Source organism: Oscillospiraceae bacterium, assembly GCA_009780275.1.
In the GTDB taxonomy this organism is placed as follows: Bacteria; Bacillota; Clostridia; order Oscillospirales; family UBA929; genus WRAI01.
Window position 1 is genome coordinate 33,811 of record WRAI01000003.1, and the last position, 25,548, is coordinate 59,358.

29 protein-coding genes are annotated in these 25,548 nt (G+C 48.7%); 12 read left to right on the forward strand and 17 right to left on the reverse strand.

The genetic code is table 11. The features are described 5' to 3' along the window. Positions 1–35 precede the first annotated feature (35 nt). Together FWE06_01525 and FWE06_01530 are read right to left on the reverse strand one after the other, a co-directional pair. Positions 36–2,000: an alpha-glucosidase gene (locus FWE06_01525; protein ID MCL2545859.1), complete on the reverse strand. Its 1,965-nt coding sequence runs from the start codon at positions 1,998–2,000 to the stop codon at positions 36–38. A 99-nt stretch (positions 2,001–2,099) separates the two neighbouring features. Beyond that, positions 2,100–3,437, reverse strand: a complete 1,338-nt coding sequence (locus FWE06_01530) for an FAD-dependent oxidoreductase (protein ID MCL2545860.1) — start codon at positions 3,435–3,437, stop codon at positions 2,100–2,102. 55 nt (positions 3,438–3,492) lie between these two features. On the opposite strand from FWE06_01530, the gene FWE06_01535 reads away from it, so the two are divergent. Continuing rightward, positions 3,493–4,440 (forward strand): NAD-dependent epimerase/dehydratase family protein, encoded by a 948-nt coding sequence (locus FWE06_01535; protein ID MCL2545861.1) that lies wholly within the window; start codon positions 3,493–3,495, stop codon positions 4,438–4,440. Positions 4,441–4,582: 142 nt separating this feature from the next. Here FWE06_01535 and FWE06_01540 read toward each other — a convergent pair whose 3' ends face one another. The 5 genes from FWE06_01540 to FWE06_01560 form a co-directional block, all read right to left on the reverse strand. Next, positions 4,583–5,218, reverse strand: coding sequence for a corrinoid protein (locus FWE06_01540; GenBank protein ID MCL2545862.1), 636 nt, complete (start codon positions 5,216–5,218; stop codon positions 4,583–4,585). Between the two features lie 133 nt (positions 5,219–5,351). Beyond that, entirely contained in the window at positions 5,352–5,489 is a 138-nt protein-coding gene (locus FWE06_01545; GenBank protein ID MCL2545863.1) for a hypothetical protein, read from the reverse strand. Between the two features lie 21 nt (positions 5,490–5,510). Further along, positions 5,511–6,005 carry a hypothetical protein gene (locus tag FWE06_01550; GenBank protein ID MCL2545864.1) on the reverse strand — a complete coding sequence of 165 codons (495 nt, stop codon included), beginning with the start codon at positions 6,003–6,005 and terminating at the stop codon, positions 5,511–5,513. Between the two features lie 44 nt (positions 6,006–6,049). Then, positions 6,050–8,041 (reverse strand): toprim domain-containing protein, encoded by a 1,992-nt coding sequence (locus FWE06_01555; protein MCL2545865.1) that lies wholly within the window; start codon positions 8,039–8,041, stop codon positions 6,050–6,052. A gap of 182 nt (positions 8,042–8,223) precedes the next feature. Then, positions 8,224–8,547, reverse strand: coding sequence for a hypothetical protein (locus FWE06_01560; GenBank protein MCL2545866.1), 324 nt, complete (start codon positions 8,545–8,547; stop codon positions 8,224–8,226). Between the two features lie 113 nt (positions 8,548–8,660). Here FWE06_01560 and FWE06_01565 point away from each other — a divergent pair, with 113 nt between their 5' ends. The 3 genes from FWE06_01565 to FWE06_01575 are packed head-to-tail and all read left to right on the forward strand — an operon-like array spanning position 8,661 to position 10,694. After that, positions 8,661–9,248, forward strand: coding sequence for a hypothetical protein (locus tag FWE06_01565; GenBank protein ID MCL2545867.1), 588 nt, complete (start codon positions 8,661–8,663; stop codon positions 9,246–9,248). 1 nt (position 9,249) lies between these two features. Beyond that, positions 9,250–10,212 carry an L-threonylcarbamoyladenylate synthase gene (locus FWE06_01570; protein ID MCL2545868.1) on the forward strand — a complete coding sequence of 321 codons (963 nt, stop codon included), beginning with the start codon at positions 9,250–9,252 and terminating at the stop codon, positions 10,210–10,212. Then, on the forward strand, positions 10,209–10,694 hold the full coding sequence (locus FWE06_01575) for a GNAT family N-acetyltransferase (GenBank protein MCL2545869.1): 486 nt from the start codon (positions 10,209–10,211) through the stop codon (positions 10,692–10,694). The genes FWE06_01570 and FWE06_01575 overlap by 4 nt, the downstream gene beginning before the upstream one ends. Here the strand turns inward: FWE06_01575 and FWE06_01580 are convergent. The 3 genes from FWE06_01580 to rplM are packed head-to-tail and all read right to left on the reverse strand — an operon-like array spanning position 10,680 to position 12,643. Next, positions 10,680–11,744 (reverse strand): ATPase, encoded by a 1,065-nt coding sequence (locus tag FWE06_01580; GenBank protein ID MCL2545870.1) that lies wholly within the window; start codon positions 11,742–11,744, stop codon positions 10,680–10,682. The genes FWE06_01575 and FWE06_01580 overlap by 15 nt on opposite strands. A 57-nt stretch (positions 11,745–11,801) precedes the next feature. Then, a complete protein-coding gene (rpsI, locus tag FWE06_01585; GenBank protein ID MCL2545871.1) occupies positions 11,802–12,206 on the reverse strand; it encodes a 30S ribosomal protein S9 in 405 nt (134 codons plus the stop codon). Next, a complete protein-coding gene (gene rplM / locus FWE06_01590; GenBank protein ID MCL2545872.1) occupies positions 12,206–12,643 on the reverse strand; it encodes a 50S ribosomal protein L13 in 438 nt (145 codons plus the stop codon). Before rplM ends, rpsI begins: the two co-directional genes overlap by 1 nt. A gap of 215 nt (positions 12,644–12,858) precedes the next feature. Here rplM and FWE06_01595 point away from each other — a divergent pair, with 215 nt between their 5' ends. The 4 genes from FWE06_01595 to FWE06_01610 all read left to right on the forward strand — a co-directional run bounded on the left by FWE06_01595 (position 12,859) and on the right by FWE06_01610 (position 15,633). Beyond that, positions 12,859–13,083, forward strand: coding sequence for a hypothetical protein (locus FWE06_01595; GenBank protein ID MCL2545873.1), 225 nt, complete (start codon positions 12,859–12,861; stop codon positions 13,081–13,083). A 139-nt stretch (positions 13,084–13,222) separates the two neighbouring features. Beyond that, a complete protein-coding gene (locus tag FWE06_01600) occupies positions 13,223–13,789 on the forward strand; it encodes a hypothetical protein (GenBank protein ID MCL2545874.1) in 567 nt (188 codons plus the stop codon). A gap of 227 nt (positions 13,790–14,016) precedes the next feature. Next, entirely contained in the window at positions 14,017–14,172 is a 156-nt protein-coding gene (locus FWE06_01605) for a hypothetical protein (protein MCL2545875.1), read from the forward strand. Between the two features lie 180 nt (positions 14,173–14,352). Then, positions 14,353–15,633: a galactokinase gene (locus FWE06_01610; GenBank protein MCL2545876.1), complete on the forward strand. Its 1,281-nt coding sequence runs from the start codon at positions 14,353–14,355 to the stop codon at positions 15,631–15,633. A gap of 158 nt (positions 15,634–15,791) precedes the next feature. Here the strand turns inward: FWE06_01610 and FWE06_01615 are convergent, their stop codons facing one another. The 4 genes from FWE06_01615 to metG are packed head-to-tail and all read right to left on the reverse strand — an operon-like array spanning position 15,792 to position 19,983. Continuing rightward, complete coding sequence (locus tag FWE06_01615) at positions 15,792–16,154, reverse strand: hypothetical protein (protein MCL2545877.1); 363 nt, start codon at positions 16,152–16,154, stop codon at positions 15,792–15,794. Then, entirely contained in the window at positions 16,111–16,323 is a 213-nt protein-coding gene (locus FWE06_01620; GenBank protein MCL2545878.1) for a hypothetical protein, read from the reverse strand. Before FWE06_01620 ends, FWE06_01615 begins: the two co-directional genes overlap by 44 nt. Next, positions 16,304–18,094 (reverse strand): glycoside hydrolase family 13 protein, encoded by a 1,791-nt coding sequence (locus tag FWE06_01625; protein ID MCL2545879.1) that lies wholly within the window; start codon positions 18,092–18,094, stop codon positions 16,304–16,306. The genes FWE06_01620 and FWE06_01625 overlap by 20 nt, the downstream gene beginning before the upstream one ends. After that, entirely contained in the window at positions 18,094–19,983 is a 1,890-nt protein-coding gene (metG, locus tag FWE06_01630) for a methionine--tRNA ligase (protein MCL2545880.1), read from the reverse strand. The genes FWE06_01625 and metG overlap by 1 nt, the downstream gene beginning before the upstream one ends. 190 nt (positions 19,984–20,173) lie before the next feature. On the opposite strand from metG, the gene FWE06_01635 reads away from it, so the two are divergent. After that, positions 20,174–20,473: an RNA polymerase sigma factor gene (locus tag FWE06_01635; GenBank protein MCL2545881.1), complete on the forward strand. Its 300-nt coding sequence runs from the start codon at positions 20,174–20,176 to the stop codon at positions 20,471–20,473. A gap of 205 nt (positions 20,474–20,678) precedes the next feature. Then, positions 20,679–21,464: a hypothetical protein gene (locus tag FWE06_01640; protein ID MCL2545882.1), complete on the forward strand. Its 786-nt coding sequence runs from the start codon at positions 20,679–20,681 to the stop codon at positions 21,462–21,464. Between the two features lie 29 nt (positions 21,465–21,493). Here the strand turns inward: FWE06_01640 and FWE06_01645 are convergent, their stop codons facing one another. The 3 genes from FWE06_01645 to hydF are packed head-to-tail and all read right to left on the reverse strand — an operon-like array spanning position 21,494 to position 23,679. Beyond that, positions 21,494–22,009, reverse strand: a complete 516-nt coding sequence (locus tag FWE06_01645) for a GNAT family N-acetyltransferase (protein ID MCL2545883.1) — start codon at positions 22,007–22,009, stop codon at positions 21,494–21,496. Positions 22,010–22,018: 9 nt separating this feature from the next. Next, the gene (locus FWE06_01650; GenBank protein MCL2545884.1) at positions 22,019–22,510 is read right to left on the reverse strand and encodes a GNAT family N-acetyltransferase; all 492 of its coding nucleotides are present in this window, start codon (positions 22,508–22,510) and stop codon (positions 22,019–22,021) included. Next, the gene (gene hydF / locus FWE06_01655) at positions 22,507–23,679 is read right to left on the reverse strand and encodes a [FeFe] hydrogenase H-cluster maturation GTPase HydF (GenBank protein ID MCL2545885.1); all 1,173 of its coding nucleotides are present in this window, start codon (positions 23,677–23,679) and stop codon (positions 22,507–22,509) included. The genes FWE06_01650 and hydF overlap by 4 nt, the downstream gene beginning before the upstream one ends. A gap of 174 nt (positions 23,680–23,853) precedes the next feature. On the opposite strand from hydF, the gene FWE06_01660 reads away from it, so the two are divergent. Together FWE06_01660 and proB are read left to right on the forward strand one after the other, a co-directional pair. Next, entirely contained in the window at positions 23,854–24,654 is an 801-nt protein-coding gene (locus FWE06_01660; GenBank protein MCL2545886.1) for an XRE family transcriptional regulator, read from the forward strand. Next, positions 24,651–25,430, forward strand: a complete 780-nt coding sequence (gene proB / locus FWE06_01665; GenBank protein MCL2545887.1) for a glutamate 5-kinase — start codon at positions 24,651–24,653, stop codon at positions 25,428–25,430. The genes FWE06_01660 and proB overlap by 4 nt, the downstream gene beginning before the upstream one ends. Positions 25,431–25,548: the final 118 nt, after the last annotated feature.

Consider the following 25,548-nt stretch of genomic DNA (forward strand, 5'->3'; position numbering starts at 1 on the left):
CCTTTATCTCCTGTGCCCATGATATTATAAGTCCTCTACATCCCCGCTATCTCTTGAAATAAGCGCACATGTGAGCCGCGCGCATTATAAAACACCGGCGGCTGTCCCAGCGGTGCGCGCACTTCAATTTCACCGCCGTTGAACTCTTGCCCTGTCCAAATGTAAACCCAGTTTCCCTCGGGCAAAATCAGCCGGCGCTTAATGACTTTTGGCTCCATGACAGGCGCAACAAACAACTCACTCCCCAACATGTAAGCATCTTTATTTTTCATCAGCGCTTTATTATCAGGATATGCCAAGGCAAGTGAGCGCATAATCGGCAAACCGTTTGCCGTATTTTCGCGAATGCAGTTGCGTAGGTACGGCGCCATTGCAGCATGTACACGTGTCAAACGCGCCATAATTTCGCCGGTTTCAGCATCGGTACCAAACTCCCAGTGCTCCCCTTCAATATGGCAGAACCGCATAACCGGCGTAAAGCAGGCAAATTCGCCCCAACGAATCATCAACTCTTTGGAACGCTTCGCCATCGTCGAGCGTGTGCCACCAATTGGCGCATGCGCCACGCCCATGCCCGACCACCCCAACGACAATGCCGCCGTCAACGCCGACGGCAACCCGTCAACACGACCCCAACCCGTCGAATGTTCTCCCGTTTCCACCATAGGCGCACAACCACCTACACCCGCGCCGCCGGCATGGACATAGAAAACGGCTTCTGCCTCACGGCTGTACTCTCGCACCACTTCTTGGTTGAGTTTCGCCCATAGCAGCGGCCATTGGTTGTGCACAGCAATGGGACTTTGGCGTGAATGCAATACTACATCAGGCGGGAAAAAGCCGCCTAAATCGGCAAAATAGCCGTCAAACCCGAGCGCGAGGACATTATTCTTAATGATATGTTTAAACCACTCGACGGCCTCGGGATTGGTCAAATCCAAATGTCCTGCCATAAAGCCGCCCATATCGTGGATGGCGACACCGCCTTCAGGCTTGCGCATGAGATAGCCTTTCATAGACGCCTCGGAAAACAACCGTCCTTCAATACTAAAATGCGGGTTAATATATGCCATTGTCTTGATGCCTTGCGAAGTGAATTGCTTGATGAGTTCGGGCAACAACGGGTACATTTCTTGATTCCATACCCAGTCATAAAAAGGTTGCTGCGTGTCGGTATCCTGCCGCAGCCCCGTCCAATCACGGATGCAAAGTGTACCAATAACGGCATTGGCGTTAACTGCCTTTTCGATTTGTGACAACATGCTTTGCAGTCCGCCACCGATATCCATCCATGCGCCGGTATAACACCACTGCGGCAACAGCGGCTGCCGCCCCGTGGTGCGTGTCAACGCTTTAAGCGCGTGTTGCGGCGACTCGGCCGCGCCGGTGACAATTGCCGCAGGCGTACCCCATGTTTCCACGGTCAAATGTCGCGCACCGGTAAAATCAAACGCCGCATAACCTTTGGTGTCAATATGCACAAATACTGAATCTTCAGTGACAAAAGTGCTTTGCGGGTAACTGCCTGTACCACGATCGCCCGGCACGCTGACTTCCGGTAGTTGTCCATGCGGCAAGCGCTCCTCACGCAGCCACAATGAAATAGCCTTGTTACGCAAATCTCCATGCTTGTATTGTGCGCCACCGCCATAAACAGCAATACCAGGGCGGCACGGGAAACGAAACCAAAATTGATTATACCGATTGCCGGCGCGATGCGGACGCAAAACAACGCTATCATCCACCTCTTCAACGCTAAACGTGATAGAAAACTCGTTGTCGGCAAACCGAATGGTCTTTCGTGCTGCATCGTGCTGTGCATACGGCAAGCCTGTTTTGCCTTTAACCTTATTTTTAAGTTGCCAGCCATCGCTGTACCCCTTAATTTTCTGCGCGCCGGCTGCCGCTGTGATAAACGGATTATCGGGCGCATGGTCAATCACTACCCTGTCGTTGTGTAGGATACGCAAGATATTTCCGCGATTTTCGATTGTCAGCATATAAATTACCTCTATGTATCGTAAGCGTGATACCCTCATCACACCGTGTTCAGCACTAACTGTAAACTTTCCGCGCGATGAAACACCGCGCCCTGCCTATCAAGACAACTGCAACAACACGCTCCGCACCGTTTCTGTTGCCAAATTGTCGGGCGTGATATAGCGCCTGGCTGTTTGCGCGTCCATCCCCGCCTCAACTGCCGTAGTGAGCAACCGCACCGCATGACATGCGCCGTCGCCCATTAAATGCGCACCGATGAGCCGGTTGGTGTTGCTATCCTTTATGATGGTGACATGCCCGTTACCGGCAAAGCGTTGCGAGTCGGCATACGACAACGGCAATGTTGCCAATCGCGGCTCAATGTCTTTTTTTACAGCCGTCTCCATGGTATAGCCGACACTCGCCATCTCCCCCAGCGCCTCCATAAACGTTGGAATAGCGTGATAACGCACCTGTGCCGGCGTACCACACATATTGGCAACGGCAACTTCTGCTTCGCGATACGCCGTTTGTGCAGTATAGGTCTTGCCGTTGCAATCGCCTGCGGCATAAACAGCAGGCACACTGGTGCGCGCGCGCGCATCGGTCACAATCGCACCCTCACTTCGGTGCAATCCAATGCTGGATAGTCCGATACCGCGCGTAACGGGCAATCTATACCGACAAAACAGCACGCGCTCACACTCATAACGCACAGCACCGTCAGGCGTGTCAAAAAGCGCAAAGCCGAAACCGACATCGGTCAGCTTTGCTTGTGTGATAATAGTGACGCCCATAGCTTGTAAATGCCGCATTAAGTTCTCGGTCGTTGTTTGGTCCAATACATCAGCACACGTGATGCGACTGTCGAGCATGGTGACTTTACAACCACCCGCGCTGAGCAATGCCGCCCATTGCAACGACGGAATATTGGTGCCGACAATCAAAATTGAGGACGGCAGCGCGCCCTGTAACAACGGCTGACCGCTGGTCAGCAGCGTGCCGTATTCGATGGCATTCATTGCTGACGGCAAATGCGCAATGGCAGGCAATGAGCCTGTCGAAAGCAAAATACGTTTGGCACGCACAACATCACCCTCGCCGCGTAAAACAAAACTCTCTTGCGTGGGCGTGTCAAATCCCGCTGACATGCCTCGAAGTTCAACACCTAAACGTTCAAGTGTTTTCTGCTGTTGATCGCGCATAAGGTCAATGTTCTGCCGTACGCGGTTCATCGCACCCGCCAAATCATACTGCTGCGCACGGTCGAGCGTACGCGCTTGAAACAATGTTAAATCGCGCAGCAACGCACCCATCGGCACAGAACCAGCCCTGAAAGTATTGCCGCCTAACTGCGCCTTCTCCAACAAAATGGTAGACATGCCCGCCGACGCGGCCGCTTCCGCCGCTTTACAGCCGGCCGCGCCGCCGCCTACGATTGCTAAATCATAAACCATGCTTGAACACACTCCCATTTTGCTGTATACTTACCCTATCAAAGGGGGAATTATCATGAAAATTTTAATGATCGGCGGCACGGGCATCATCAGCACTGCTGTCACTGAATTGCTTGTGACACAAGGATATGATGTCACGCTTGTCCATCGCAATGGCCGTGTGCCAAATGTGCGAAACATTCTATGCCCCGTCGAGCAATTGTCCGAACATCTCGGCAATGAAACATTTGACGTCGCTATCAATTGGATTTGCTATACGCCAGAAGACATGACGCGTGACCTTGCGCAGTTCACAGGCCGCGTGGCGCAATATATCTTTATCAGTTCAACGGTCGTGTATGACCGTCCGACACAGCCGTTGCTCGTACGTGAAGATGCACCGCATGTGACAAGAGGCTGGCCATATGCTATGCAAAAATCCGCTTGTGAGCGCATGTTGCAAGAACAATGCTTGCTGCCGTACACCATCGTACGCCCATCACATACCTATGGACGCGGCAAACTCCCTGCACCTATGGCACAAACCAAACAATATTGGAGCATTGCTGACCGATTGTTACGCCGAAAGCCTTTCATCGTGCCGGGCGACGGCACATCAGTATGGACATTAACGCACAGCACCGATTTCGCGCGCGGCTTGTTGCCATTGCTCGGCAACAAACAAGCACTTTGGCAAGACTATCATCTCACGTCATCCGAATGGTTAACATGGCGGCAAATTCTCGACATTACGGCCAAAGCATTGGGTGTCGAGGCAATCACTGTGCCGATGTGCAGCGTTGAAATTGAACAACAATTGCCGCAATACCAATACACATTGACCTGCGACAAAGCGTTCAGCGCACTCTTCGACAACAGTAAGCGGTTGGCTCTTAATGCGTCAGCAGATGCAGTTATACCATTTGCTGAAGGGATACGCCGCGAACTGGCGTATTATGATGCACATCCTGAATGCCGCACGGTCGACAATGCATACAATGCAGCATTGGACTCGCTCTTGTAGAGGCGAATGATCTTGCCCGCCACCGTCCCCTACCGACCATTCTACACCAATTAACATATTATGTAAAGGGCTAATACGCATATTCTCGACAAAAATTTGTATGCAATAAAAAAGCGGGCGACAAAATGCCGCCCCTGAAAACTTAGACTAAAACCGCCTCTTTCGCCCATACTGCCGCTGTTGCCGCGTCGTCGGCGTAACCATCTGCGCCGATTTCTTTACAAAATGCTTCATTGACCGGCGCACCACCTACCATGACTTTAACATTATTACGCAGGCCGCTGTTGCGCAATAGTTCCATCGCCTCAGTCATAGCAGGCATAGTCGTGGTCAACAGTGCCGACATACACAACAAATTGGGTTTACGCTCACGCACGGCATCACAAAACGCCTGCGCCTCAACATCCACACCGAGATCAACGACTTCAAACCCCTTGCCTTCCAGCATAATTTTTAAGATATTTTTACCAATGTCGTGCCTGTCACCGCGTACCGTACCGATAACGGCAACGCCCAGCGCGTTTGCCTCATCGTTGAGATAGGGTTTGAGCATTGCCGTCGCTGTATTCATCACCCGCGCTGCAAGCATGACTTCCGGAATATACATCTCATTGCGCGCGAATGCACCGGCAACCACATCCATGCCTTTGAGCAATCCGTTCTGCAAGATGTCTGATGCCGCAATACCCTCCGCCAGAGCTGTTTCAACCAACGGTGTGATGTCATTGCGTTTGCCGCTGATAACGCAGTCGGCGAGTTGTTGCAAGATGTTTTCCATAGCTTTTTACCTCTTTTCGTATTGATGGTTTTTACTGTTTCAATAATTTCAAACATAATAGCTCCTGATATAAACATTCAAAATATAAAATTTGTTTGATATTGCTTGCCGAGCAGTTAGCACGTCGGCTTGCCTATTTTCGACTACTCTCTATTCGTGCTTTCTTCTCTAACTCAATCATTTCAGAATTGCATTTCAACATTTCGGGAATTACATCCTCGATTTTCGGTTTGTGTTCCTTTTGATATGCCAAAGTCGTGATTTCAGACATTCGAATTTCCTCCTGCAAACACTATTCACCGCTGTCGATGGCGTGTTTTCTCATTTCCATCAACTTTTTCGCGCATTCCACCGCCTCGGCGTTTGGTCCGGTGAAACCTATTGGAGTTTGACAAAGATCATCGTACTCACGGTTGAATATTATTCTTTGACGAGAACATCCAGCATCTGTATTGTGTCTGGGGCAACATTCATCGCAATTATGAGCGTTCGCCCAAGCAATTTTTTTCATTTGTTCGTCAATCGGAAAACCATCAATTTCCTTAGCGAACTCATCCGGCATCCAAACTGTCCACGGTTCAGGGTATCCGGCAGGATGACTACTGCTGCCGAAGTAGAAATAGCATACTGTCACGCCTTTATATGTAGCCTTACAATCGTTTATACTTCCTTCGATAGTCATACCGATTGAAGCCAAATACTGCACAAAGATGAGTGCGTTTTTCTGTGTATCGCCAGTGAAATTTTCATTGATGTAATCTATGAATTGAGTATTATGTTCTGACATTTCATTTCTCCTCTATGTTCAAAATATAAATTCTCTACCTCGATTTACGACACTTCAATCTCCGCCAAATACTGCCCCCCATATTGAGCGATATGCTCTTTCCGTCCCGCCAAATTCTTGCCCAATAATAAGTCAAACACATTCGCCATTGCCTCTGCCTCTTCCGGCATGACGCGAATCAATCGCCGTGTAGCAGGATTCATTGTCGTTAAATTCATCATGTCCGGCTCATTTTCGCCCAAACCTTTGGAGCGCTGAATCGTATACTTCTGGTTGCCGATATCTTTTAATATTTCGGTCAAGTCCTCATCACTGTATGCAAACAGCGTCTTGTCCTTGGTGTTAATTTCAAACAGCGGACTCAGTGCAATATAAACCAACCCCTCGTTAATCAGCGTCGGCACAAGGCGGTACAGCATGGCAAGCACCATCGTACGAATGTGGAATCCATCAACATCGGCATCGGTGCAGATAATCACTTTGCCCCACCGCAACGCACCCAAATCAAAGGTGGGCAGGTCTTTTTGCTTGCTTTTGATTTCGACACCGCAGCCCAATACTTTGAGCAGATCGGTAATAATCTCACTCTTAAAAATTTTAGCATAGTCTTCTTTCAGACAGTTCAAAATCTTACCGCGAATGGGCATAATTGCTTGAAAGTCAGCATCACGCGCCATTTTACAAGCGCCCAATGCACTGTCACCCTCGACAATGTACAGCTCACGCTGCGACACATCCCGGCTACGACAATCGACAAATTTTTGCACACGGTTTTGAATATCCAGCCCGCCCGACAGTTTCTTTTTGATGCCCAGCCGTGTTTCTTCGGCACGCTCACGACTGCGTTTGTTAATCAGCACTTGGTCAGCGATACGTAATGCGTCCTGCTTGTTTTCCAGGCAGTAAATCTCCCAATTTTGTTTGAGGAAATCAGTCATCGCCTCTTGGATGAACTTATTGTTGATGGCCTTTTTGGTTTGGTTTTCGTAAGAAGTTGCCGTTGAAAAATTGTTACTGACGAAAACAAGGCAGTCGGCAACATCTTGGAAAGTGATTTTTGACTCATTTTTAGTGTATTTTCCCTCTTGCTTGCAAAATCCGTCTAACGCCGACACGAACGCCGAACGCAATGCCTTGTCGGGCGAACCGCCATGCGCCAGCCATGAAGAATTGTGGTAATGTTCGATATGGCTAATGGTTTGCGAAAAGCAGAATGCACAGGAGAGTTTGACCTTGTATTCCGGCTTGTCGGCACGGTCACGGCCTTTGCGTTCAGTTTGCCAGAACGAGATGGGATTGAGTTTTTCGCCCGGTTCTTCATCCGTTTGTCCCACCAGTTCAGCAATATAGTCAGCAATGCCGTTGGTGTAAATGAAATCGGTCGTTTCAAATTTGCCGCCTACTTGGTTGCGAAAGCGAAATGTCACGCCGCTGTTGACAACAGCTTGGCGTTTGAGCATATCAGCAAAATACTCAGCAGAGACGGCGATGTCGGTAAAGACGTCGAGATCGGGTTTCCAGCGGATTCGTGTGCCGGTTTTCTTGCGTTCCAGCGGCTTGCTTTGCAACCCGCCAACATTTTCGCCGCGTTCAAAACGCAACGTGTACTCCTGCATATCGCGCCAAACGGTAACATCCATATATTCCGACGCATACTGTGTAGCACAAGAGCCTAAACCGTTGAGTCCCAGCGAATATTCATAGCTGCCGCCCTCGGCATTGTGATACTTTCCCCCGGCGTAGAGTTCACAAAAGACAAGTTCCCAGTTATAACGCCCCTCTTTTTCATTGTAGTCGACAGGGCAACCACTACCGGCATCTTCAACCTCAATGGAGTGGTCTTCAAAGCGTGTAACAGCAATGACTTTGCCGCGACCCTCGCGTGCCTCGTCAATGGAGTTCGATAAAATCTCAAAAACGGCGTGCTGACAACCTTCCAGCCCATCTGAGCCGAAAATAACGCCGGGACGTTTGCGAACACGCTCGGCACCTTTGAGTGCCGATATGGCTTGATTGTCATAAGTTTGTTTGCTCATAGATAACTCCTTGTAAAGTGAACCGCAAGCGTTGCAACGACAACGGCGGCGGTAATAATGGGCAAAGTTTTGCCGAATGGTGCTTGAGGGTATTTATTGCGCCCGACGTACGCTACAATCAGTCCGCTAACAAGCGGCAAAGCCATGAGTATAAGCTTAAAAACCCCACCCCGCGCAAAAATCTACATAAAATCTACATCAGCAACAGCAATCCCGCGATTAAGTTCGATAAGGAAAAAAATTATCACAGGCACAGCAAAGGGGAACTGCCGCCAAAATGCGGACTCGGGGCGGGTGAACTTCCTGCCATAGAACATTGCAGTGAGAACGTGAAATGCAAGCATTAAAAGAATAAATATTATAGTCGCGCCGTACCACTCCAAGCCAAAACCAAAACCCAACGCAAGAGTAAGCATCCCTGCCGCAAAATAAAATGCAATCCCCAAAACAAGTTGAACCGCCCAAATCGAAAGGGCGTAGCCGATATTCCATAACTTGAATTTCATGGCACACACCTCCCTATTATAGTGCCAGTATACCAAATCTCACAGCAAAAGACAAGCCTTGTCTTGACATACATTTCTATCTCTTGTACAATGGTTATAAAAGAGGTGCTGGTATGAAAAAAATGGCTTTATTTTTGGGTGTGCTGCTATTATTTTGTTTGGTCGTTGGGTGTTCGTCGAACGCGGGCGATGATGCAAATCTGCCGATACCCACGGAAACACCGCAAGAAACATCAAACGAAATACTGTTACCCACGCCCTCGCCATCAATCGAACCTGAGCAAACACCTGAGCTGCCCCCACAAACACCGCATCCGATTACTTCAAGTGAAGGAACAGAGTCACTTTTGCTGTCTTATGATTCATTTGTCGAATTTGCCGACCCCCGTGCAGATAGTGCACAACCAGATATAAATCCGACTGTCATCGCAACAAGTTCAACCGTCAGTATGTTTAGGTATATTGAAATTTTATTTACCCATGACGATTACGTTCGACTCTATGATGCCGGTACATTATATACACTCGATTACCTCACGCCCGAAACACCCTTTGTCGTCCATGGCATTCCGTGGAGCACAATCCCTCAAAGAGGAATTTCCTTTGTTGACGAGAGCGGCATTGCTCGATATTTTACTGTATCTTTGAGCGGTTACGACGGTGCCATTGTACTTGTTGAGTTTTGGAATCCCGAAGATTAACATGAAACAGAATACTTTAAATATCACAATCCCGCAAGCAACACAACTCCTGCGCGCGCAACAAGTTGTCGCATTTCCGACCGAAACCGTCTACGGCTTAGGTGCTGATGCAACTTCCGACATTGCTGTCGGCAAAATTTTCGCCGCCAAGGGCAGACCCGGCGACAATCCGCTGATTGTGCATATCGCCGACGAATCGCAGCTGCCGACAGTTGCCGTGGCCATTCCCGACGTTGCGCGGCAATTGATGGCGGCATTTTGGCCGGGCGCGTTGACGATTATTTTGCCCAAGCACGATAGCTTGTCTTCGCTTGTAACAGCAGGTTTACAAACGGTTGGCGTGCGCATTCCATCACACCCTATCGCGCTTGAATTGCTGCGCGAAACGGGGTTGCCGCTTGCCGCGCCGAGTGCTAATATATCGGGCAAACCCAGCCCTACAACGGCACAACACGTTGCTGATGATTTTGGTGATACCATTGCAGGCATTGTTGACGGCGGCAGTTGTCAAGTCGGGTTAGAATCTACTGTCATCGACTGCACCGCAAGCGTTCCCACGATTCTGCGCCCCGGCGGCGTAACACGGGCGGCGATTGAGGCGGTAATTGGGCGCGTGGAAGTTTCCGGCGACACAGCAAATGTACCAAAGTCGCCCGGCATGAAGTATAAACACTATGCACCACAAGCACCAATGACCATCGTGCAAGGTGATGTGGCGTTTTTTGAACGCATGGTTGCCAACGCAAGGTGCGACGGCAAACGTGTCGGTTTATTACAAGCCAACGACTATGTTATCACCGAACTGGCGCAGAATTTATACGCAATTTTGCGTGCATTTGATGAGCAGGAATTAGACGCGATTTATTGCCAAAGTTTTTCACAAGACGATCTAGGTGAAGCGGTTATGAATCGGTTGCTGAAAGCAGCTGACGGGCGTATCATCTATCAAGGTCTGGGCCAATGAAAACAATATTGACCGAACGATGTGCGTTGATTCCATTGAGTGAAGTTGATTTTGAAGAACTAACGCCCTTGGCAATAAGCCAAGACGCGCGGCAATATCTAGGCGGCGTTCGTCCCTTGGAAACAGCCCTAAACGGGTGGCGAAAGTCAATACAGGAGGCAAACGAATATCCGTTTACTGTACGATTGCGAGAATCGAATACTGCCATTGGACTTGTGATGATTGCCCCACACCATAATCCAGCAGACATGGAAGTCTCATTCCTGTTTATGCCAGCGTACTGGGGACACGGTTACGCAAAGGAAACAGTAAAGTCATTGCTTGCATTTTGTGGGCAGGAATTGAGGCTAAATCGCGTTGTTTCGGAAACACAAACGGAAAATATGCGCTCACGACGGTTGCTTGAATCGCTAGGGTATGTTGTTGAAGATGAAATAGATCGGTTCGGCAAAAAACAAAACATATACTCAATAATCATCTAAAAAATGCACAACTTCGCCATCTTTCCTTTTATACGAAATAATCGACCCCAAATGCACATTTTCCACACTGTTAAAAATATTACACTCCACATCGGGGTTGGTTTTCTTTAATTCTTGAATCAACTGCTTAATTTCTGTGCGCTTGGAAAACATTGCGCCGTCAAGACTGCACGAGTCGGTCAATCGGCAAGCGCACTGCAAAAAATGCAAATCGTGATAGCGCTGAAAGTGCTTGATATCGCGCTCGCGCACCAAATACATCGGGCGAATCAGCTCCATGTCCTCAAAATTTTTGCTTTTCAGCTTGGGCATCATAGTCTGCACCTGTGAGCCGTAGAGCATACCCATTAAGATGGTTTCAATCACATCGTCATAATGATGTCCCAGCGCGATTTTGTTGCAACCGCGATTTTGCGCCTCGGCGTACAAATGCCCGCGCCGCATCCGCGCACACAAATAGCACGGCGATTTTTCAACATTTGCTACACTATCGAAAATATCGGTTTCAAACACTTCTATCGGCACGCCTAAATTGGCGGCATTGCGTTCAATCAAGGCGCGGTTTTCAGGCGCATAACCGGGATCCATGACTAAAAACGTCAGCGAAAACGACACTTGGCGATGGCGTTGCAGCTCTTGCAGCAATTTCGCCATCAGCATGGAATCTTTGCCTCCCGAAATGCAGACGGCAATGTGGTCGCCCTCTTGCACAAGCTGATATGCCTTGATTGCCTTGGTGAACTTACTGAAAATCTGCTTATGAAATTTTTTGCGGATACTTTCCTCGATCTTGACACGATTATCCACCTGTACACGCGATAACACCCATTGCGCATAGCCGCCCTCTAAATGCACGGCGTTGTAACCCTTTTCGCGCCACTCCTCGGCAATTTTTGCGCTAATTTCACCACGCCGACAATATAAAATGTAAGGGATGTTGTCGCCAACGTCCCGTTTCGGCGGCAAATCATCATGAATCTCTTTGACGTCAACCATAATATAACCGTCACGCGGCAATGCGTTAAGCTGTTCGGCGGTGATAGTATCCATAATGCGCTCCTTTGAACAAAAAAAGGGCGGCAGATTTGCCGCCCAATAGCGATAAAATTAACGTTTGCTGAACTGCGGTGCGCGGCGTGCGGCTTTAAGACCGTACTTCTTGCGCTCTTTCATACGCGGGTCGCGGGTGAGGAAACCGGCTTGTTTGAGAATGGCACGATACTCATCATTCACCAGCAACAGCGCACGGCTGACACCGTGGCGGATGGCACCTGCTTGACCCGTTACACCGCCGCCAACGACGGTAATACGCAAGTCAACGCGACCGACTGTGCTGGTAGCCAACAACGGTTGGCGCACAATCATTTTCAAGGTTTCTAAACCAAAATAATCGTCGATATCACGACCGTTAATGGTAATTTCGCCCGTGCCGTTCGGGAATAAATGAACACGTGCGACCGACGACTTGCGTCGTCCCGTGCCGTAGAAATACGGTTTCTTGCTTTGATACATTATTTAGCACCTCCTGCGTAGAGTACGGGTTGTTGTGCTTCGTGGGTATGCGTTGCATCCGCGAAGATACGCAAGCGCGTTAACGCCTTATGCGACAACGCATTGCGCGGCATCATGCCTTTGACGGCCAAACGCATTGCCAGCGGTGAATTTTTTTCCATCAGCAGACGATATTTCGTTGCTTTCAGACCGCCAACGTAACCGCTGTGACGGTAGTAGATTTTTTGCTCGGGCTTTTTGCCGGTCAAAACGGCTTGCGATGCGTTGATGATGATTACAAAATCGCCAACGTCTACGTGCGGGGTGTATTCCGGCTTATGTTTGCCGCGCAGCAGTGTTGCCGCTTTGGCCGCGGTGTGCCCCAGCGAAACGCCGGCCGCATCAAGAATCAGCCATTCACGCGTGACGTTCTCTTTTCTTGCCATGGTCGTGCTCATTGCGAGAGCCTCCTCAATTTGTTTGTTATTTTTTTATGCTTGCGTAGCATATCACAAATGCCCTATGCTTGTCAAGTGTTTTTGATATATCTTTTGCAAAGTCGTTTATGCTCGTTAAATCTCTTATATACTCTTGTTTTCGTTTGTGAAATTTTGCTTTTATCATTCAACATTCCGCCCCATTCAATTGTATTATAAGCAAGGGAGGTGATTCTTTGTTGTTTACCATGACCGTCAACGGCGAAGAGCGTGGTCTCCGCCTCAACGGCTGCAATTTGTTGTGTACAGACAAAGAGGCAATCTATCGTCGTCATGTACAGACCGTCTATCGCGTGTGTTTCACTTATTATGAAGAATGCGCCGGATACGGAGGGCATGGTGTCGGAGACGTTTTGCAAAATGCTGCAATCGAGCGCAATATTCGAGAGCGAAACGCATGAGAAATCTTGATTTTTGGGCGATTGCGTGGTATACTCATGGCGTGGATAGCGACATTAGCTATACCATGAACGGCTACACTAACGAATGTGCCAAGTTTATATTTTGAATATGAGGAAACCGAAAAAAGGAGAAACATAAATGTCTGAAAAAAAGATTATGTCCATATCTAATAAGGACTTAAAAGAAATGAAAAGCAAGCCTAAAATCGAGGATGTAATTTCCGAGTGTTTTGGCGGCGAAATGAAAGAAATAGCACTGGATTTTGTCGATTATTTACGGACGAATAAAATGTCACCAACAGTTATTTCAATAACTTCATGGAAATCCAGTTGTAAAGGCAAAGTTATTTGTTATGTGAATTTTGATAAAGGAAAATTACTTATAATTCCCCACTTGAATCATTTGAACACATATAGAGAAACAGCTGAAAAAGAAGAATTGGGTAGCGTGCTTCAGAATAATCTTTTCCGTTGTGAGGATTGCAATTACTGCATGAAGAAATATCCCGATTGCGAACCGGGTAGAACCATAACGATACTTGGAAAACAATTCAATAATATATGCAATGGACGAGCGCCGGTGGGCATATACAATCCCTGTGAAGAAGATGTTGTTCATATAAAGAGGTTATTAGACTTAGAGAAGAACGCCCGAAAGGAAAGTAAATCACAATCCATTTACTTTGCGAACTATAACGATTCATAAAACCACAAATTGATATTCAAAATAAGCAGAAACTGCGCGACAAACTAACAACCAAATCAAGCCGTGAGTAGGCATATTTTCAACTACAAGCCCTACCCTATGGGGCTTTTGCCATGCCTATAATACGAATATCGGGGAAATTGTAAAAATGCCCTTGACAAATTGCTCATGGTTATGCCAGCCAAAATGTTGTGCTTTACGGTCAGCCCGAGGAGAGCCGAACCGGCATGTCTTTCACGTTGGAAAACCGCTCCGAGATTGATTTTGGATATGGCACCTTTTTTGATGTGGCACGTTATGAGGACGGGCGCGAAATGTGGATATTCATGCATTCCAGGTATCCCACTACGGAATATGTGATGATTGAGTTTGTGGTCGAGTAGAGCGGCTTCTTGTTTGAACGGGCGGGTTGACCCCGTCCCTGTGCTGTGCTATACTAATTTCATTATATCGTCGCCGGAAGTCCGGCGTCAATTGCGGCAGGGTTGGCTTTGCCTCCCCGTCCGCCGATAAAATCAAAAAGGGGGCCCCGCAAAGCCTGCTTTGTGGGGAAATAGCATAGTATGGCAACTTTACGGGAATGGAAAAAAGCCTTCGAAAACGGGCAGTTTGACAAAAAAATCCAGGCACTGTACGGCAACTTATCCGATGGACAGCGCGAGCGTTACATTGACGCGCTCGACCAATTCAAAGCGTTCTACGGCGACCGTGATAACATCATCATTGTCACGGCACCAGGGCGCACCGAAATCGGGGGGAATCACACCGACCACAATCACGGCAAAGTGCTGACAGGTGCAGTCAATCTTGATGTGCTTGCTATCGTTTCGGCGCATGAACAGCCGCTGATTCGCATTCAATCAAAAGGCCATGCCGAAAATCGCGTTGACTTAGGCGATTTATCGATACAGCAGAACGAATACGGCCACTCTACTGCTCTTATTCGCGGCATCGCATCTCGATTGCAGTCATTATGCCACAACATTGGCGGATTTGTGGCATACACAACCAGTGACGTCACAAGCGGCTCTGGCTTATCGTCTTCCGCCGCATTTGAGGTCTTAGTTGGTTCGATCTTCAACACACTGTACAATGGCAATGCCATCGACAGCAAAACGCTGGCAAGAACCGGGCAATACGCTGAAAACGAGTATTTTGGTAAGCCGTGCGGACTGTTGGATCAGATGGGCAGCGTTTGCGGCGGCATTGTTGCCATTGATTTCAAAGACACACAATCTCCCATTGTTGAACAAATCAACTTTGACCTTGCAGCAGCAAACTACGCCATGTGCATCACCATGGCAGGCGGCTCACATGCTGAACTGACGGGGCATTATACTGCTATTCCAACCGAAATGAAATCTGTTGCCGCAGCATTGGGGAAATCTGTCTTGCGCGAAGTTTCACCGTGTGATTTTTACGCTAATATCGCTGCCGTCCGCAAGCAATGCGGCGACCGCGCCGTTCTGCGTGCTATACACTTCTTCGCCGATAACGAACGAGTTGATGGGCAGGTCGATGCCCTGAAAAGCGGCAATTTCGACAAGTTTTTGGCGTTGATTAACGAGTCGGGTTATTCATCCTATATGTACTTACAAAATGTATCAACCTATGCTGATAGTGCCGACCAGGAAGTCGCGCTAGCATTGGCGTTGAGCGAGAGTTTGCTGCAAGGCCGCGGCGCAAGCCGTGTACACGGCGGTGGCTTCGCAGGCACCATTCAAGCATTTGTGCCCAATGATTTGGTGGATAGTTATATCACAGGCATGGACGCACTGCTGGGCGCGGGTAGTTGCAAAGCGTTGGCGATTCGTGGGGTCGGCCCTGTGGTTTGGAGGTTGTAACTGCACCAACCGGGTATAGCTTTATGAGGTTACTGGGTGGCAAATCATTTTCATATACCACTTAGCGATGGAAAGCCCTCCACAACTTAGTTCTTGTCATTGCATTTTTCCTCCTTTCATTTAAGACACAGCTACTGTATCTTTGATGTTGACATTTGTCAAAATGCGCCCCACTGCGCCAGCAGGCTCCGCACCTCGCGCCTCGTTTTAACGCGCAAGAACGGTTTGTCTGAGTATTTCTTATGCAAAGCCATCACTGTTTTTTTCTTTGTTTTTGGGTATTCCCATATCCATTTGCAGAATGTCAAAAACTCTTTGCTAAACACGCCCCGCTCTTTGAGGTACTCCGGCAAGTCGGAACGCTTTTTGCCAACTCTCTTCGCCACCGACAGCATACACACAAAGCGGTTTATATCTAAAAATATGACCACCTCTGCCGCCGCAAACCGCAATTCTATTGTGCTGCCATAATTGCCATCAATAATCCACCGTTCGCCGCTGATAAGCTCTCGTTGATGCACAATCCATTCTGCTCCGGGCGTTTTCTCCCTCCCATCCGGGCTTCCAAAACTCGACGTCCAAATGGTGCAACGGATAGCCCGTCAATGCGGCAATTTTCTTAGAAAGCCAACTCTTGCCACTACCGGGACTGCCAACAATGGCAATTTTCTTATAATCTTGTATGTTCATAAGAATACTCATATGTCCGATTATCCACCCGCACCGTCACGTGCTTGCTTCCCAACATCCGCGTAAAACAAAGCACATTGTCGGTGCAGTCATGATACTCAATGCCGCCCTCTTGCAGTGCGGCATTTTTGTTGCGCAATTCGCCCAATTCGCGGTGCCATGCAATCAGCTCGTTATCCTCGCGACCCCACGGATATGTACGGCGATTGAGCGGATCTTCATAGCCCTCACTGCCGGCTTCGTCGCCGTAATACAAGCACGGCGAGCCCGGGAAACAATACAAGATTAATGTCGCAATTTTCAACCGTTTGATTGCCAATTCGCGTTGCTGCGGCGATAATTTCACATCAGCGCGTTCAGCTTTGGTTGCGTGATATGCTGTCGGGTCACTGCCCAGCACAGTCAGAATGCGTGGTGTATCATGTGTACCGAGTGCGTTCATGAGGTTATAGTAAGCAAAGCGCGGGTAATTTTCGCGCAAACATTCCATATCGGCAACAAAGTCATGCGCAGAGCCGCCCAGCACATAGGCAAGCAAGGCGTTGCGCAAGGGGTAGTTCATCACACCGTCAAGTTCATCGCCCCAAAAGTAGCGGCGACGCACACTGTATGCGATTTTATTGCTTGCATCTTCCCAAACTTCGCCGATGACGACAGCATCTTTTTTCTCCGTCTGCGCTGAGCGGCGCAACTGTGCAACAAAGTCGTCCGGCACTTCGTCAACAACATCTAACCGCCAGCCTGATGCGCCTAAATTCAACCATTTTCGCACAACGGAATCTTTGCCATCAAGTAGAAATTTTCGTAGATCAGGGTTGTTGACATTGAGTTTGGGTAAAATCAAAATGCCCCACCAGCTGGCATATTCGTCCGGCCAGTTGTCAAAGTGAAACCAATCAAAATAACGCGAGTCTTTCGACTGATATGCGCCGACTTCGTCGTAATTGCTATAGCCGTTGAAGTAGCGGCTGTCATAGCCAGCGTGATTGAATACGCCGTCGAGCATGACGCGTATACCCCTTGTTTCGCAGACCTTACAGAGTTCTTGAAAGTCGTCCTCATCACCCAACAGAGGGTCTATTTTAAGATAATCGCCCGTGTCGTAGCGATGATTGGATGCCGCCTCAAAAATTGGACTGAGAAAAATAGTCTTCACACCCAGCGATTCGATATAGTCCAGTTTTTCCAAAATGCCGGCAAGATTGCCGCCAAAGAAATCATTGTTTAGCACAATGCCCTCTTCGGTAGGGGCGAATGTTGGGGTGGCGTTCCAGTTTGTATGGAGGGTGCGGGGAAAATCACCCGCCGGTGCGACGTTTCCTTGCGCAAACCTATCTGCGAAAATATGATATGTTAAGCCCTTGCCATACCAATCCGGCATATATGCTTTGCCATCGTAAACCGTGAGCTGATAGCCAACCGGCAAATCTGACAAACAGCCCTCGCCGCCCTTGCAATGCGCTTGTTGCCCATAGAAAAGAGGAGGGTTTATCCCACGCTCAATGCGAAAATGATACCACACCAGCCCCAAAATGCCATTTGTAGACAGACTGCCGACATATACATCGCGGTCTCGTTTATGTTCCTGCCATTCGAGCTGAATTTCGAAAACTTCGCCACTTTCTTCAATTTCAGCAACAAGCATAACGCGCAACGCCCCCCAAATTCGCGGCGGCATAAAAGTAATATCCATCGCCGTGCCACGCGGCAATGCACCAAAGGGACGCCGATATCCGGCGTCCCTCGAATGAAAGATAGGTAGATCAAGCATTAACGAACTTCTCCGCCCGGCGGAATACTTGCGGGCGCTTCAACGAGTTTCACCTTATCGCCCTCCTCGGCACAGAGAATCATACCTTGCGACTCTACCCCGCGCAGTTTGACAGCTTTGAGGTTTTTAACAACTATCACGCGCTTGCCGACAACTTCGTCGGGTTGATAATACGCCGCAATGCCCGACACAACTTGCCGCCGCTCGCCATTGCCCATATCCAGTTCCAAGCGCAACAGTCGGTCTGATTTTTTGACGGGTTCGCATACCAACACCTCGGCAACGCGTAGGTCGATTTTAGCAAAATCGTCGATGGTGATTTCCGGCGAATCCTCGGTCGCCCGCGGAACATCGGGGACGATGTCCCCTACGGATGCAATAACCCCCAACGGCGACATATCGGTTGCCACATCAATGCGTGGGAATAACGCCTCGCCGGGCCGGACGATGAACTTTATTGGGCTTGTGTTACCAAAGGCAACCAACTCAATTTGTTCAAATATTTTTTTTGATGTTTTAGGCATAAAAGGCTCAATTCGAGAACCAACAACACATAAAGCCTCACACAACGATGCCAATACAACTGCCAACTCGTCTTTTTTACTCTCATCTTTGCCCAAAATCCAAGGTTGCGTTTCGTCAATGTACTTGTTCATGCGTCCGATCAATCTCCACACTTCCACCATAGCAGCGGGAATGTTGAAGGCATCCATTTGCGAACAATATGCAATGTTGATTTCTTTGATAAATTCTGCAATTTCCGGATCAACTTGCCCAGCTACTTTGCCCCCCAAATACTTTACCGTCATCGCCACCGTGCGTGACAGCAAATTGCCCAAATCGTTTGCCAAATCACCGTTGTACCGCTCGACAAACCGTCTGTGCGAAAAGTCACCGTCCTGCCCGGCGGGAATTTCACGCAACAGAAAATAGCGCAAGGCATCAACGCCATATTTTTCGGTATACATACGCGGGTAAACAACATTGCCGAATGATTTACTCATTTTTTGCCCCTCGGCCGTCCACCAGCCGTGACCGTAAACCTGCTTTGGCAATGGCAGGCCCAACGCCATCAATGTTGCCGGCCAAATCAGCGTATGAAAACGCACAATTTCCTTGCCAACAAGATGCACATCGGCCGGCCAATAACGTGTGTTATCCTCTTGCTCGTTAAAAAAACCCAGCCCCGAGATATAATTGGGCAGTGCGTCAATCCAAACGTAAATGACGTGCGCGGGATCAAACGGCACTTTGACGCCCCAATCGAAAGCCGTGCGCGATACGCAGAGGTCTTCCAACCCCGGTTTGAGGAAGTTGTTGAGCATTTCATTGCGGCGACTTGCAGGTTGAATGAAGTCAGGATTTGCCTCGATATGATCGATGAGCCGTTGTGTATATTTGCTCATGCGGAAGAAATAATTTTCTTCGGTCGAGCGGGCAACACTGCGCTTGCAATCGGGGCAAGTGCTGTTGTCTAACTGTGAATCAGACCAAAATGATTCGCAGGGCGTGCAGTACCAGCCTTCGTAAACGCCTTTATAGATGTCGCCCTGGTCATATAGTATCTGAAAAATCGCCTGCACGGTCTTCTCATGATAGTCGTCGGTGGTGCGCACGAATTTGTCATAAGAAATGCCGAGCAGCGTCCATAAGTCCTTAGCATTATCAACAAGACCGTCAACAAACTGCTTGGGCGAAAGTCCGGCCTCTTGCGCCGCAATTTGGACTTTTTGGCCATGCTCATCCGTACCTGTTAAAAACATGACATCAAAGCCCTGCATACGTTTATAACGCGCCATGGCATCACAAATGAGTGAAGGATAGGCGTTGCCGATGTGAAATTCACCGGATGTGTAGTAGGCAGGCGTAGTGATATAGTAGGTTTTCATGGACAACCCCCCGAAATTTTATATCTTAAGTCTACTACATTTAGCCTCATTTTGTCAAACGAGGCGGATTGACTAAACTCTCACTTCTATAATATAACTATCATTGCATAAGATGAACCTTTTGCCCGTGCAATTCGTTTATACTTATGAAAACGTTTTCATAATAATCAATCAAGCAGGAGGTAAGGATATGGATGCCGCAACATTTGAGCGATTGTATGCCGAGTGTTTCAGTGCTTTGCAACGATTTTGCTATTTTAAGCTGCCGAGCAAAGCTGACGGCGACGATGTGTTACAAAATGTCGCGCTGGCAGCATGGTCGCACCGCGAAGCGGTATGGAGTCAAGAAGCATTCAAGCCATGGGTGCTAAAAATCGCAACAAATAAAATCCGCGATTTCTACCGTAAACATGCCAAGCAACTTGATTTTCCGTGGGACGAAGTGACGGAGCTGTCATTGAGCAGCTCGCAGTTTTGGCATGACCGTTAGAGAGTTAGTACACGAAACACTCGACGGCCTCGTCAATACTGACAAACAAATGTTGACATTGTTTTATTTACATGGTCTGCCACAAATCGATATCGCACACAAGCTCGGTATACCACTCGGCACGGTCAAAAGCCGTTTGTATGCGGCGAAACAACGATTCAAGTCCTCTTATCCTTACCCGCCTGTATTAAAAGGAGAAAAAACAATGAGAAAACTACCCAAAATGTTGCCCGAATACACAATTACGCCAACCGCCAAACCACCGTTTGAATGCAAATGGGAGGAAATGATGGGCTGGTTCCTCATACCACGCCTGGGCGAAAAACTCTCGTGGGCCATGTATGATTGGCCGGAGCGTGAGCGCACCGAAACATATACACTAGAAGTCACCGGCCGCGCAAGGGTGCATGGCGTTGACGGTGTAGAAATTGTTGTCCATGAACAACGTGGCGGCGAACATGAAGGGCATGGTGAGAGCCGAGATATTATCAGAACATTTGTAACGCAGCTGACCGATACACATTGCCGTATTTTGGCGGCACGGCATCTCGACGGCGAAGTCAAACAATACTTCACGTTCTTAGACGGCGACGCGTTTCTAGGCAATTGGGGCTTTGGTGAAGACAATTGCGGCAATGAAATCAACCTAAAAGCCAAGGGTACCATCAGACGCAACGGCAATCAAATCACAACGGAAAAACAAGGCGACTTGCTGGATGTTGCAGGTAGATATACCGTTACAATTGGCGGCAAAACATATGATTGTATTTGCGTTTTGGATGTGAATACTTATGTCATGGGTGGCTTAGCGGAATATTTTATTGACGCAAACGGTCGCACAGTCTTATGGCGGCGATTTAACCGTAACGACTGGAAGCTTGAATACTATGGGCAGTTATGGAGCAAGAAATTGCCTGATAACGAGCAGCTGACTGTCAATGGCGAAATATATGTGCATTGGTATGACTGTATTACAGACTATATTCTATAAACTACAAGGGGCGGCAAAATTGACCGCCCTTATGTACGCTTCAATCGCCAATGCGTATACCAATCGCGCCTATCCTCACGTACAAAGCCGCATCCTTGCAATACATTCTGGCTGTTGATATTGCGCCGTTTCGTTTGCGCCATAATAACGTCGATGCGAGGGTCATTGACAAAGGCATAGCGGCACAACGCCTTAACGGCTTCGCTCATGTAACCGTGACCTTGGTACGTCACGCGCAAGGCGTAACCAATCTCTGCCATCCCCTCAATCGGCAGGCCTTTGAAACCGCACTCACCAATCAGCATACCATCGAGGCAGAGCTGCCAAGCCGTGCACAACAACCATTCTTCGGGATAAATATCCAGCAAATCGGCTTTAGCGTCGTAAATACCGCCTTTATTACGATAGTAGCGCAAATCGTCGTTGAGCGGCGTACATTTCCCCATAATTTGCGGCAGTTTTTTCGGCTTGCGGGCGGCGGCGCGGAGCTCCTCTGCCGTCGCCGCAATAAGCGTCAGGCGTTGGGTCGTGATGGTATGATGCATAGCACACCTCTATAAGTTTTTGGCGTAATACAGCACAAGTTCGCCATCTTCTTCGTAGTCCGTCCTCACAAGCGTATCATAGCCCCAGTACAAATAAATGGCGAGGGGGCGTGTATCCCTCGGCGCAACGCCGATTGTGATTTTCTTATACCCCAAGTCCGCCGCATGCTGTTCTATCAACTTGACGAGCCTTGACATATGGCCTTTGCCCTCGTGGCGCTTATCCATGCGCAAGGCGTTGAGATTGACCACTATACTGCCATCGGCGAGGTCCGTCCGTCCTTGAATACACTCGGACAAAAGCAGCAGTGTCCCCTCGCCAATGGGCGTACCGCGATAGAGCGTGACAAAGGTTTTACTTTTGCCGTCAAGGTTACTTTGAATAAAATTGTCACGCCACGCAATCCAACGCTCGTCGCCGGGGTTGTCGGCGATATTTTTCGCCCATATCTGTTCAAGATCATCGGGCGTGGCGGGCCTGTGCGTGTAATCGTTTATCATATTACTGTATCCTCCAAAACGCCTTGCAACTTGGCAATAACAACGCCATAGTTGGTAACGGGTACGGCGGCGTTCTTTATTTTTTCCAGCCTTGACAGCATGCTTTTCCTATTGAACATACAACCACCGCACTGCACGACCAACTTGTAGTCGCGCAAATTGCCCGGGAAATCGTTGCCTACGGCAAAGTCGAATTGCAGTTCGCCACCAGCATGCTTGTTGAGCAGCTTGGGAATTTTCTCCCGCCCAATATCGCCATCTTGTACAACGTGAGTACAAGATTCGGCAATCAGCACACGATCTCCCGGTCGCAAGCTATCGATAGCGTTTGCACCATCAATAAACAGCTCGATATCGCCCTTGGCTCGAGCGAAAAGCATGGAGAATGATGTCAATGGCATACCCTGCGGCAAATCTTCCCGTACTTGGCGGAAAACTTGCGAATCGGTTATGACAAGCTTGGGCAGCGAAGTTAAATGACGCAAAGCGTTTGATAGTTGTGCAGGCGTAGTTGATATGGCAGTACAGCCATTATCAAGCAGGTCGCGAATGACTTGCTGTTGCGGCAGAATCAGCCGTCCTTTGGGCGCTTGTTTATCCTGCGGCATCACAAGCAGCACGATATCGCCCGATTGTACCAAGTGCGCTGTTAACGGCGGTTCTAGTATTTGCGGCACAAGTGAGGCAATGGCTTCACACAATGACCCAATGCCTTCGCCTGTAAAGGCATTGACGGTGATAGCCGGGATAGATTCCTCTTCCATAGAGGAATGGCACAACGCATCGGGGCGATCCTCCACATTCTTCACCAAAAGAAAAGGCGTACCGTGCTGTGCCAGTCTGGTTCGCAAAGCATCTGTCTGCGGCGACACGTCGCCGCGTATGACAATTAGCACGATGTCAGCCTTTTCAAGAGCTTGCAGCGTTTTTTCAATACGCGCCTTGCCAAGGTCGCTTTGATCGTCGTGCCCTGCCGTATCCATCAGCACAACCGGTCCAAGCGACAAGAACTCCACCGCTTTGGCCACCACATCTGTCGTCGTACCGGGAATAGCTGAAACAAGCGCGGCGTTTTGCGCCAACAGGGTGTTGAAAAGCGTTGATTTTCCGACATTGCAGTCGCCCACGATGGCAATGTGTAGGCGCGTAGCGTTGGGCGTATTGAGCATAGAGACGCTCCTTTTTGATTTTATTATGCCACAAAATTACTCAGAGAGCAAGACCGCAATGCACCTTACGACAGTCTTTAAAACAGCTAATCAAAGATTTTGTCTGCAAAACACAAAAAATACTTGTCAAATTCGAACATTTGGTGTATAATGATGTCATATGGAGGTGGTTTCATGACGAAAAAAGACATTGGGCAGCGGCTCAAACGCCTACGACGCGATTGCGATATGACCCAGAAAGAAGCCGCCGATTTAATCGGACGCAGCCAACAAAATATCGCGCATTGGGAGGGCGGAGTGTCACAACCCGGTGCTGAGACATTGTTTACTTTGATTCGGCTGTATGGAGTGACATCGCTGGATGAGTTTTATGATAAAAATGCAGAAAAGCCACCGGAACAACCTGTTGTGATTCACAATGCCAAGCAAACGACAAATAGTATAATTGCATTTCCATCACAAGAAATAAAGCCTGCCGAAACACCAAATGCAGCGGCGGCAAAACGCGCCAATGCCTTGATGCGTGTGTTTTTGATGTTGGATGATTTGGGGCGTACGACTGTTGAACAAGTCGCGCACGCTGAGCAACGACGCTGTGAAGCTGCATTGACAGAACGTGAATTGCTCGTGTATGACACACCGGCAAGCGCGGGAGTTGGGCATTATTTGGACGGCGACGGGGCGCGGCGATTAACACTGCGCAACGTGCCGCGTGAAACCGATTTCGGTATACGTATCCAAGGCGACAGCATGGAACCGCGTTTACACGATGGCGACATTGCCTTTGTCAAAGCCACGCCTAGCCTACAAAACGGAGACATTGGGCTGTTTGTGTTGAATAATGAAAGCTTTTGCAAGCGATTGAGTATTGACTATTCGGCACAAAAAGTGTATCTTGAATCATTGAACGCAAAGTATCTGCCGATTGAAGTAAAGAGTGAAGATGTTTTGCGTACCGTTGGGAGAATTTTATGATTACCGTGGTAAAAGTTGGCACTTCAACCGTCACGCACGCGTCTGGCGACCCGAATATGCGCTTACTTGTCAAGCTGGCGCGAGTACTGAGCGACCTTGCTGCACGAGGACACTATATCGTGCTGGTCACAAGTGGCGCAATTGCTGTTGGTATTGCCAAGATGAACCTGTCCGAACGCCCCGCCGATTTGCCGGGCAAACAAGCTGCTGCTGCTGTCGGGCAATGCGCCTTGATGCACACCTATGACAGCGTTTTCAGCGATTATGGGCGCACGGTGGCGCAGATTTTGCTGTCCCGGCGCGACTTAGAGCATGAGCCGTCACGGCAGAACTTGCTCAACACTTTCAACACGCTGTTTGCCTTGCAATCCGTAGTAATTGTCAATGAAAATGACAGCGTAAGTGCCGAAGAAATCGAAGATTGCGGCATGATTTTTGGCGACAACGACAGGTTATCCGCCGAGGTGGCAGCATTGCTGAATGCTGATTTGCTTGTGTTGCTGTCTGACATTGATGCCGTATACGACGGCGATCCCCGTGAGAATGCAAACGCCAAGCCATTAGCAAAAATTCACGCCGTCGATGACGTGTTACGAGCTTGCGCACAAGGACCCGGCAGCGCGCGCGGCACAGGTGGCATGATGACCAAGCTGCAAGCGGCAGAGATATGTTTGACACACGGCATTGAGATGGTGATTGCGCACGGCGGCGAACCGGACGTGCTGTATGATATTATTGATGGAAAAAATGTGGGAACACGATTTTTGGCCTTATAAGGCATAAGGCATTTTTTGTCTATCAGAACAATTAACAGCGTACATTTATTTTCTTGTTCGGTGTTTTGTTTATTACCAATCTTACTTTTTGCTTGCAACCAATGCGTCAGTTTATTGT

Excerpts from the sequence above, each read along its gene's own strand:
- FWE06_01525 (MCL2545859.1), bottom strand. The coding sequence starts at position 2,000 with ATGCTGACAATCGAAAATCGCGGAAATATCTTGCGTATCCTACACAAC.
- FWE06_01530 (MCL2545860.1), bottom strand. The coding sequence starts at position 3,437 with ATGGTTTATGATTTAGCAATCGTAGGCGGCGGCGCGGCCGGCTGTAAA.
- FWE06_01535 (MCL2545861.1), top strand. The coding sequence starts at position 3,493 with ATGAAAATTTTAATGATCGGCGGCACGGGCATCATCAGCACTGCTGTC.
- FWE06_01540 (MCL2545862.1), bottom strand. The coding sequence starts at position 5,218 with ATGGAAAACATCTTGCAACAACTCGCCGACTGCGTTATCAGCGGCAAA.
- FWE06_01545 (MCL2545863.1), bottom strand. The coding sequence starts at position 5,489 with ATGTCTGAAATCACGACTTTGGCATATCAAAAGGAACACAAACCGAAA.
- FWE06_01550 (MCL2545864.1), bottom strand. The coding sequence starts at position 6,005 with ATGTCAGAACATAATACTCAATTCATAGATTACATCAATGAAAATTTC.
- FWE06_01555 (MCL2545865.1), bottom strand. The coding sequence starts at position 8,041 with ATGAGCAAACAAACTTATGACAATCAAGCCATATCGGCACTCAAAGGT.
- FWE06_01560 (MCL2545866.1), bottom strand. The coding sequence starts at position 8,547 with ATGAAATTCAAGTTATGGAATATCGGCTACGCCCTTTCGATTTGGGCG.
- FWE06_01565 (MCL2545867.1), top strand. The coding sequence starts at position 8,661 with ATGAAAAAAATGGCTTTATTTTTGGGTGTGCTGCTATTATTTTGTTTG.
- FWE06_01570 (MCL2545868.1), top strand. The coding sequence starts at position 9,250 with ATGAAACAGAATACTTTAAATATCACAATCCCGCAAGCAACACAACTC.
- FWE06_01575 (MCL2545869.1), top strand. The coding sequence starts at position 10,209 with ATGAAAACAATATTGACCGAACGATGTGCGTTGATTCCATTGAGTGAA.
- FWE06_01580 (MCL2545870.1), bottom strand. The coding sequence starts at position 11,744 with ATGGATACTATCACCGCCGAACAGCTTAACGCATTGCCGCGTGACGGT.
- rpsI (MCL2545871.1), bottom strand. The coding sequence starts at position 12,206 with ATGTATCAAAGCAAGAAACCGTATTTCTACGGCACGGGACGACGCAAG.
- rplM (MCL2545872.1), bottom strand. The coding sequence starts at position 12,643 with ATGAGCACGACCATGGCAAGAAAAGAGAACGTCACGCGTGAATGGCTG.
- FWE06_01600 (MCL2545874.1), top strand. The coding sequence starts at position 13,223 with ATGTCTGAAAAAAAGATTATGTCCATATCTAATAAGGACTTAAAAGAA.
- FWE06_01605 (MCL2545875.1), top strand. The coding sequence starts at position 14,017 with ATGTCTTTCACGTTGGAAAACCGCTCCGAGATTGATTTTGGATATGGC.
- FWE06_01610 (MCL2545876.1), top strand. The coding sequence starts at position 14,353 with ATGGCAACTTTACGGGAATGGAAAAAAGCCTTCGAAAACGGGCAGTTT.
- FWE06_01620 (MCL2545878.1), bottom strand. The coding sequence starts at position 16,323 with ATGAACATACAAGATTATAAGAAAATTGCCATTGTTGGCAGTCCCGGT.
- FWE06_01625 (MCL2545879.1), bottom strand. The coding sequence starts at position 18,094 with ATGCTTGATCTACCTATCTTTCATTCGAGGGACGCCGGATATCGGCGT.
- metG (MCL2545880.1), bottom strand. The coding sequence starts at position 19,983 with ATGAAAACCTACTATATCACTACGCCTGCCTACTACACATCCGGTGAA.
- FWE06_01635 (MCL2545881.1), top strand. The coding sequence starts at position 20,174 with ATGGATGCCGCAACATTTGAGCGATTGTATGCCGAGTGTTTCAGTGCT.
- FWE06_01640 (MCL2545882.1), top strand. The coding sequence starts at position 20,679 with ATGAGAAAACTACCCAAAATGTTGCCCGAATACACAATTACGCCAACC.
- FWE06_01645 (MCL2545883.1), bottom strand. The coding sequence starts at position 22,009 with ATGCATCATACCATCACGACCCAACGCCTGACGCTTATTGCGGCGACG.
- FWE06_01650 (MCL2545884.1), bottom strand. The coding sequence starts at position 22,510 with ATGATAAACGATTACACGCACAGGCCCGCCACGCCCGATGATCTTGAA.
- hydF (MCL2545885.1), bottom strand. The coding sequence starts at position 23,679 with ATGCTCAATACGCCCAACGCTACGCGCCTACACATTGCCATCGTGGGC.
- FWE06_01660 (MCL2545886.1), top strand. The coding sequence starts at position 23,854 with ATGACGAAAAAAGACATTGGGCAGCGGCTCAAACGCCTACGACGCGAT.
- proB (MCL2545887.1), top strand. The coding sequence starts at position 24,651 with ATGATTACCGTGGTAAAAGTTGGCACTTCAACCGTCACGCACGCGTCT.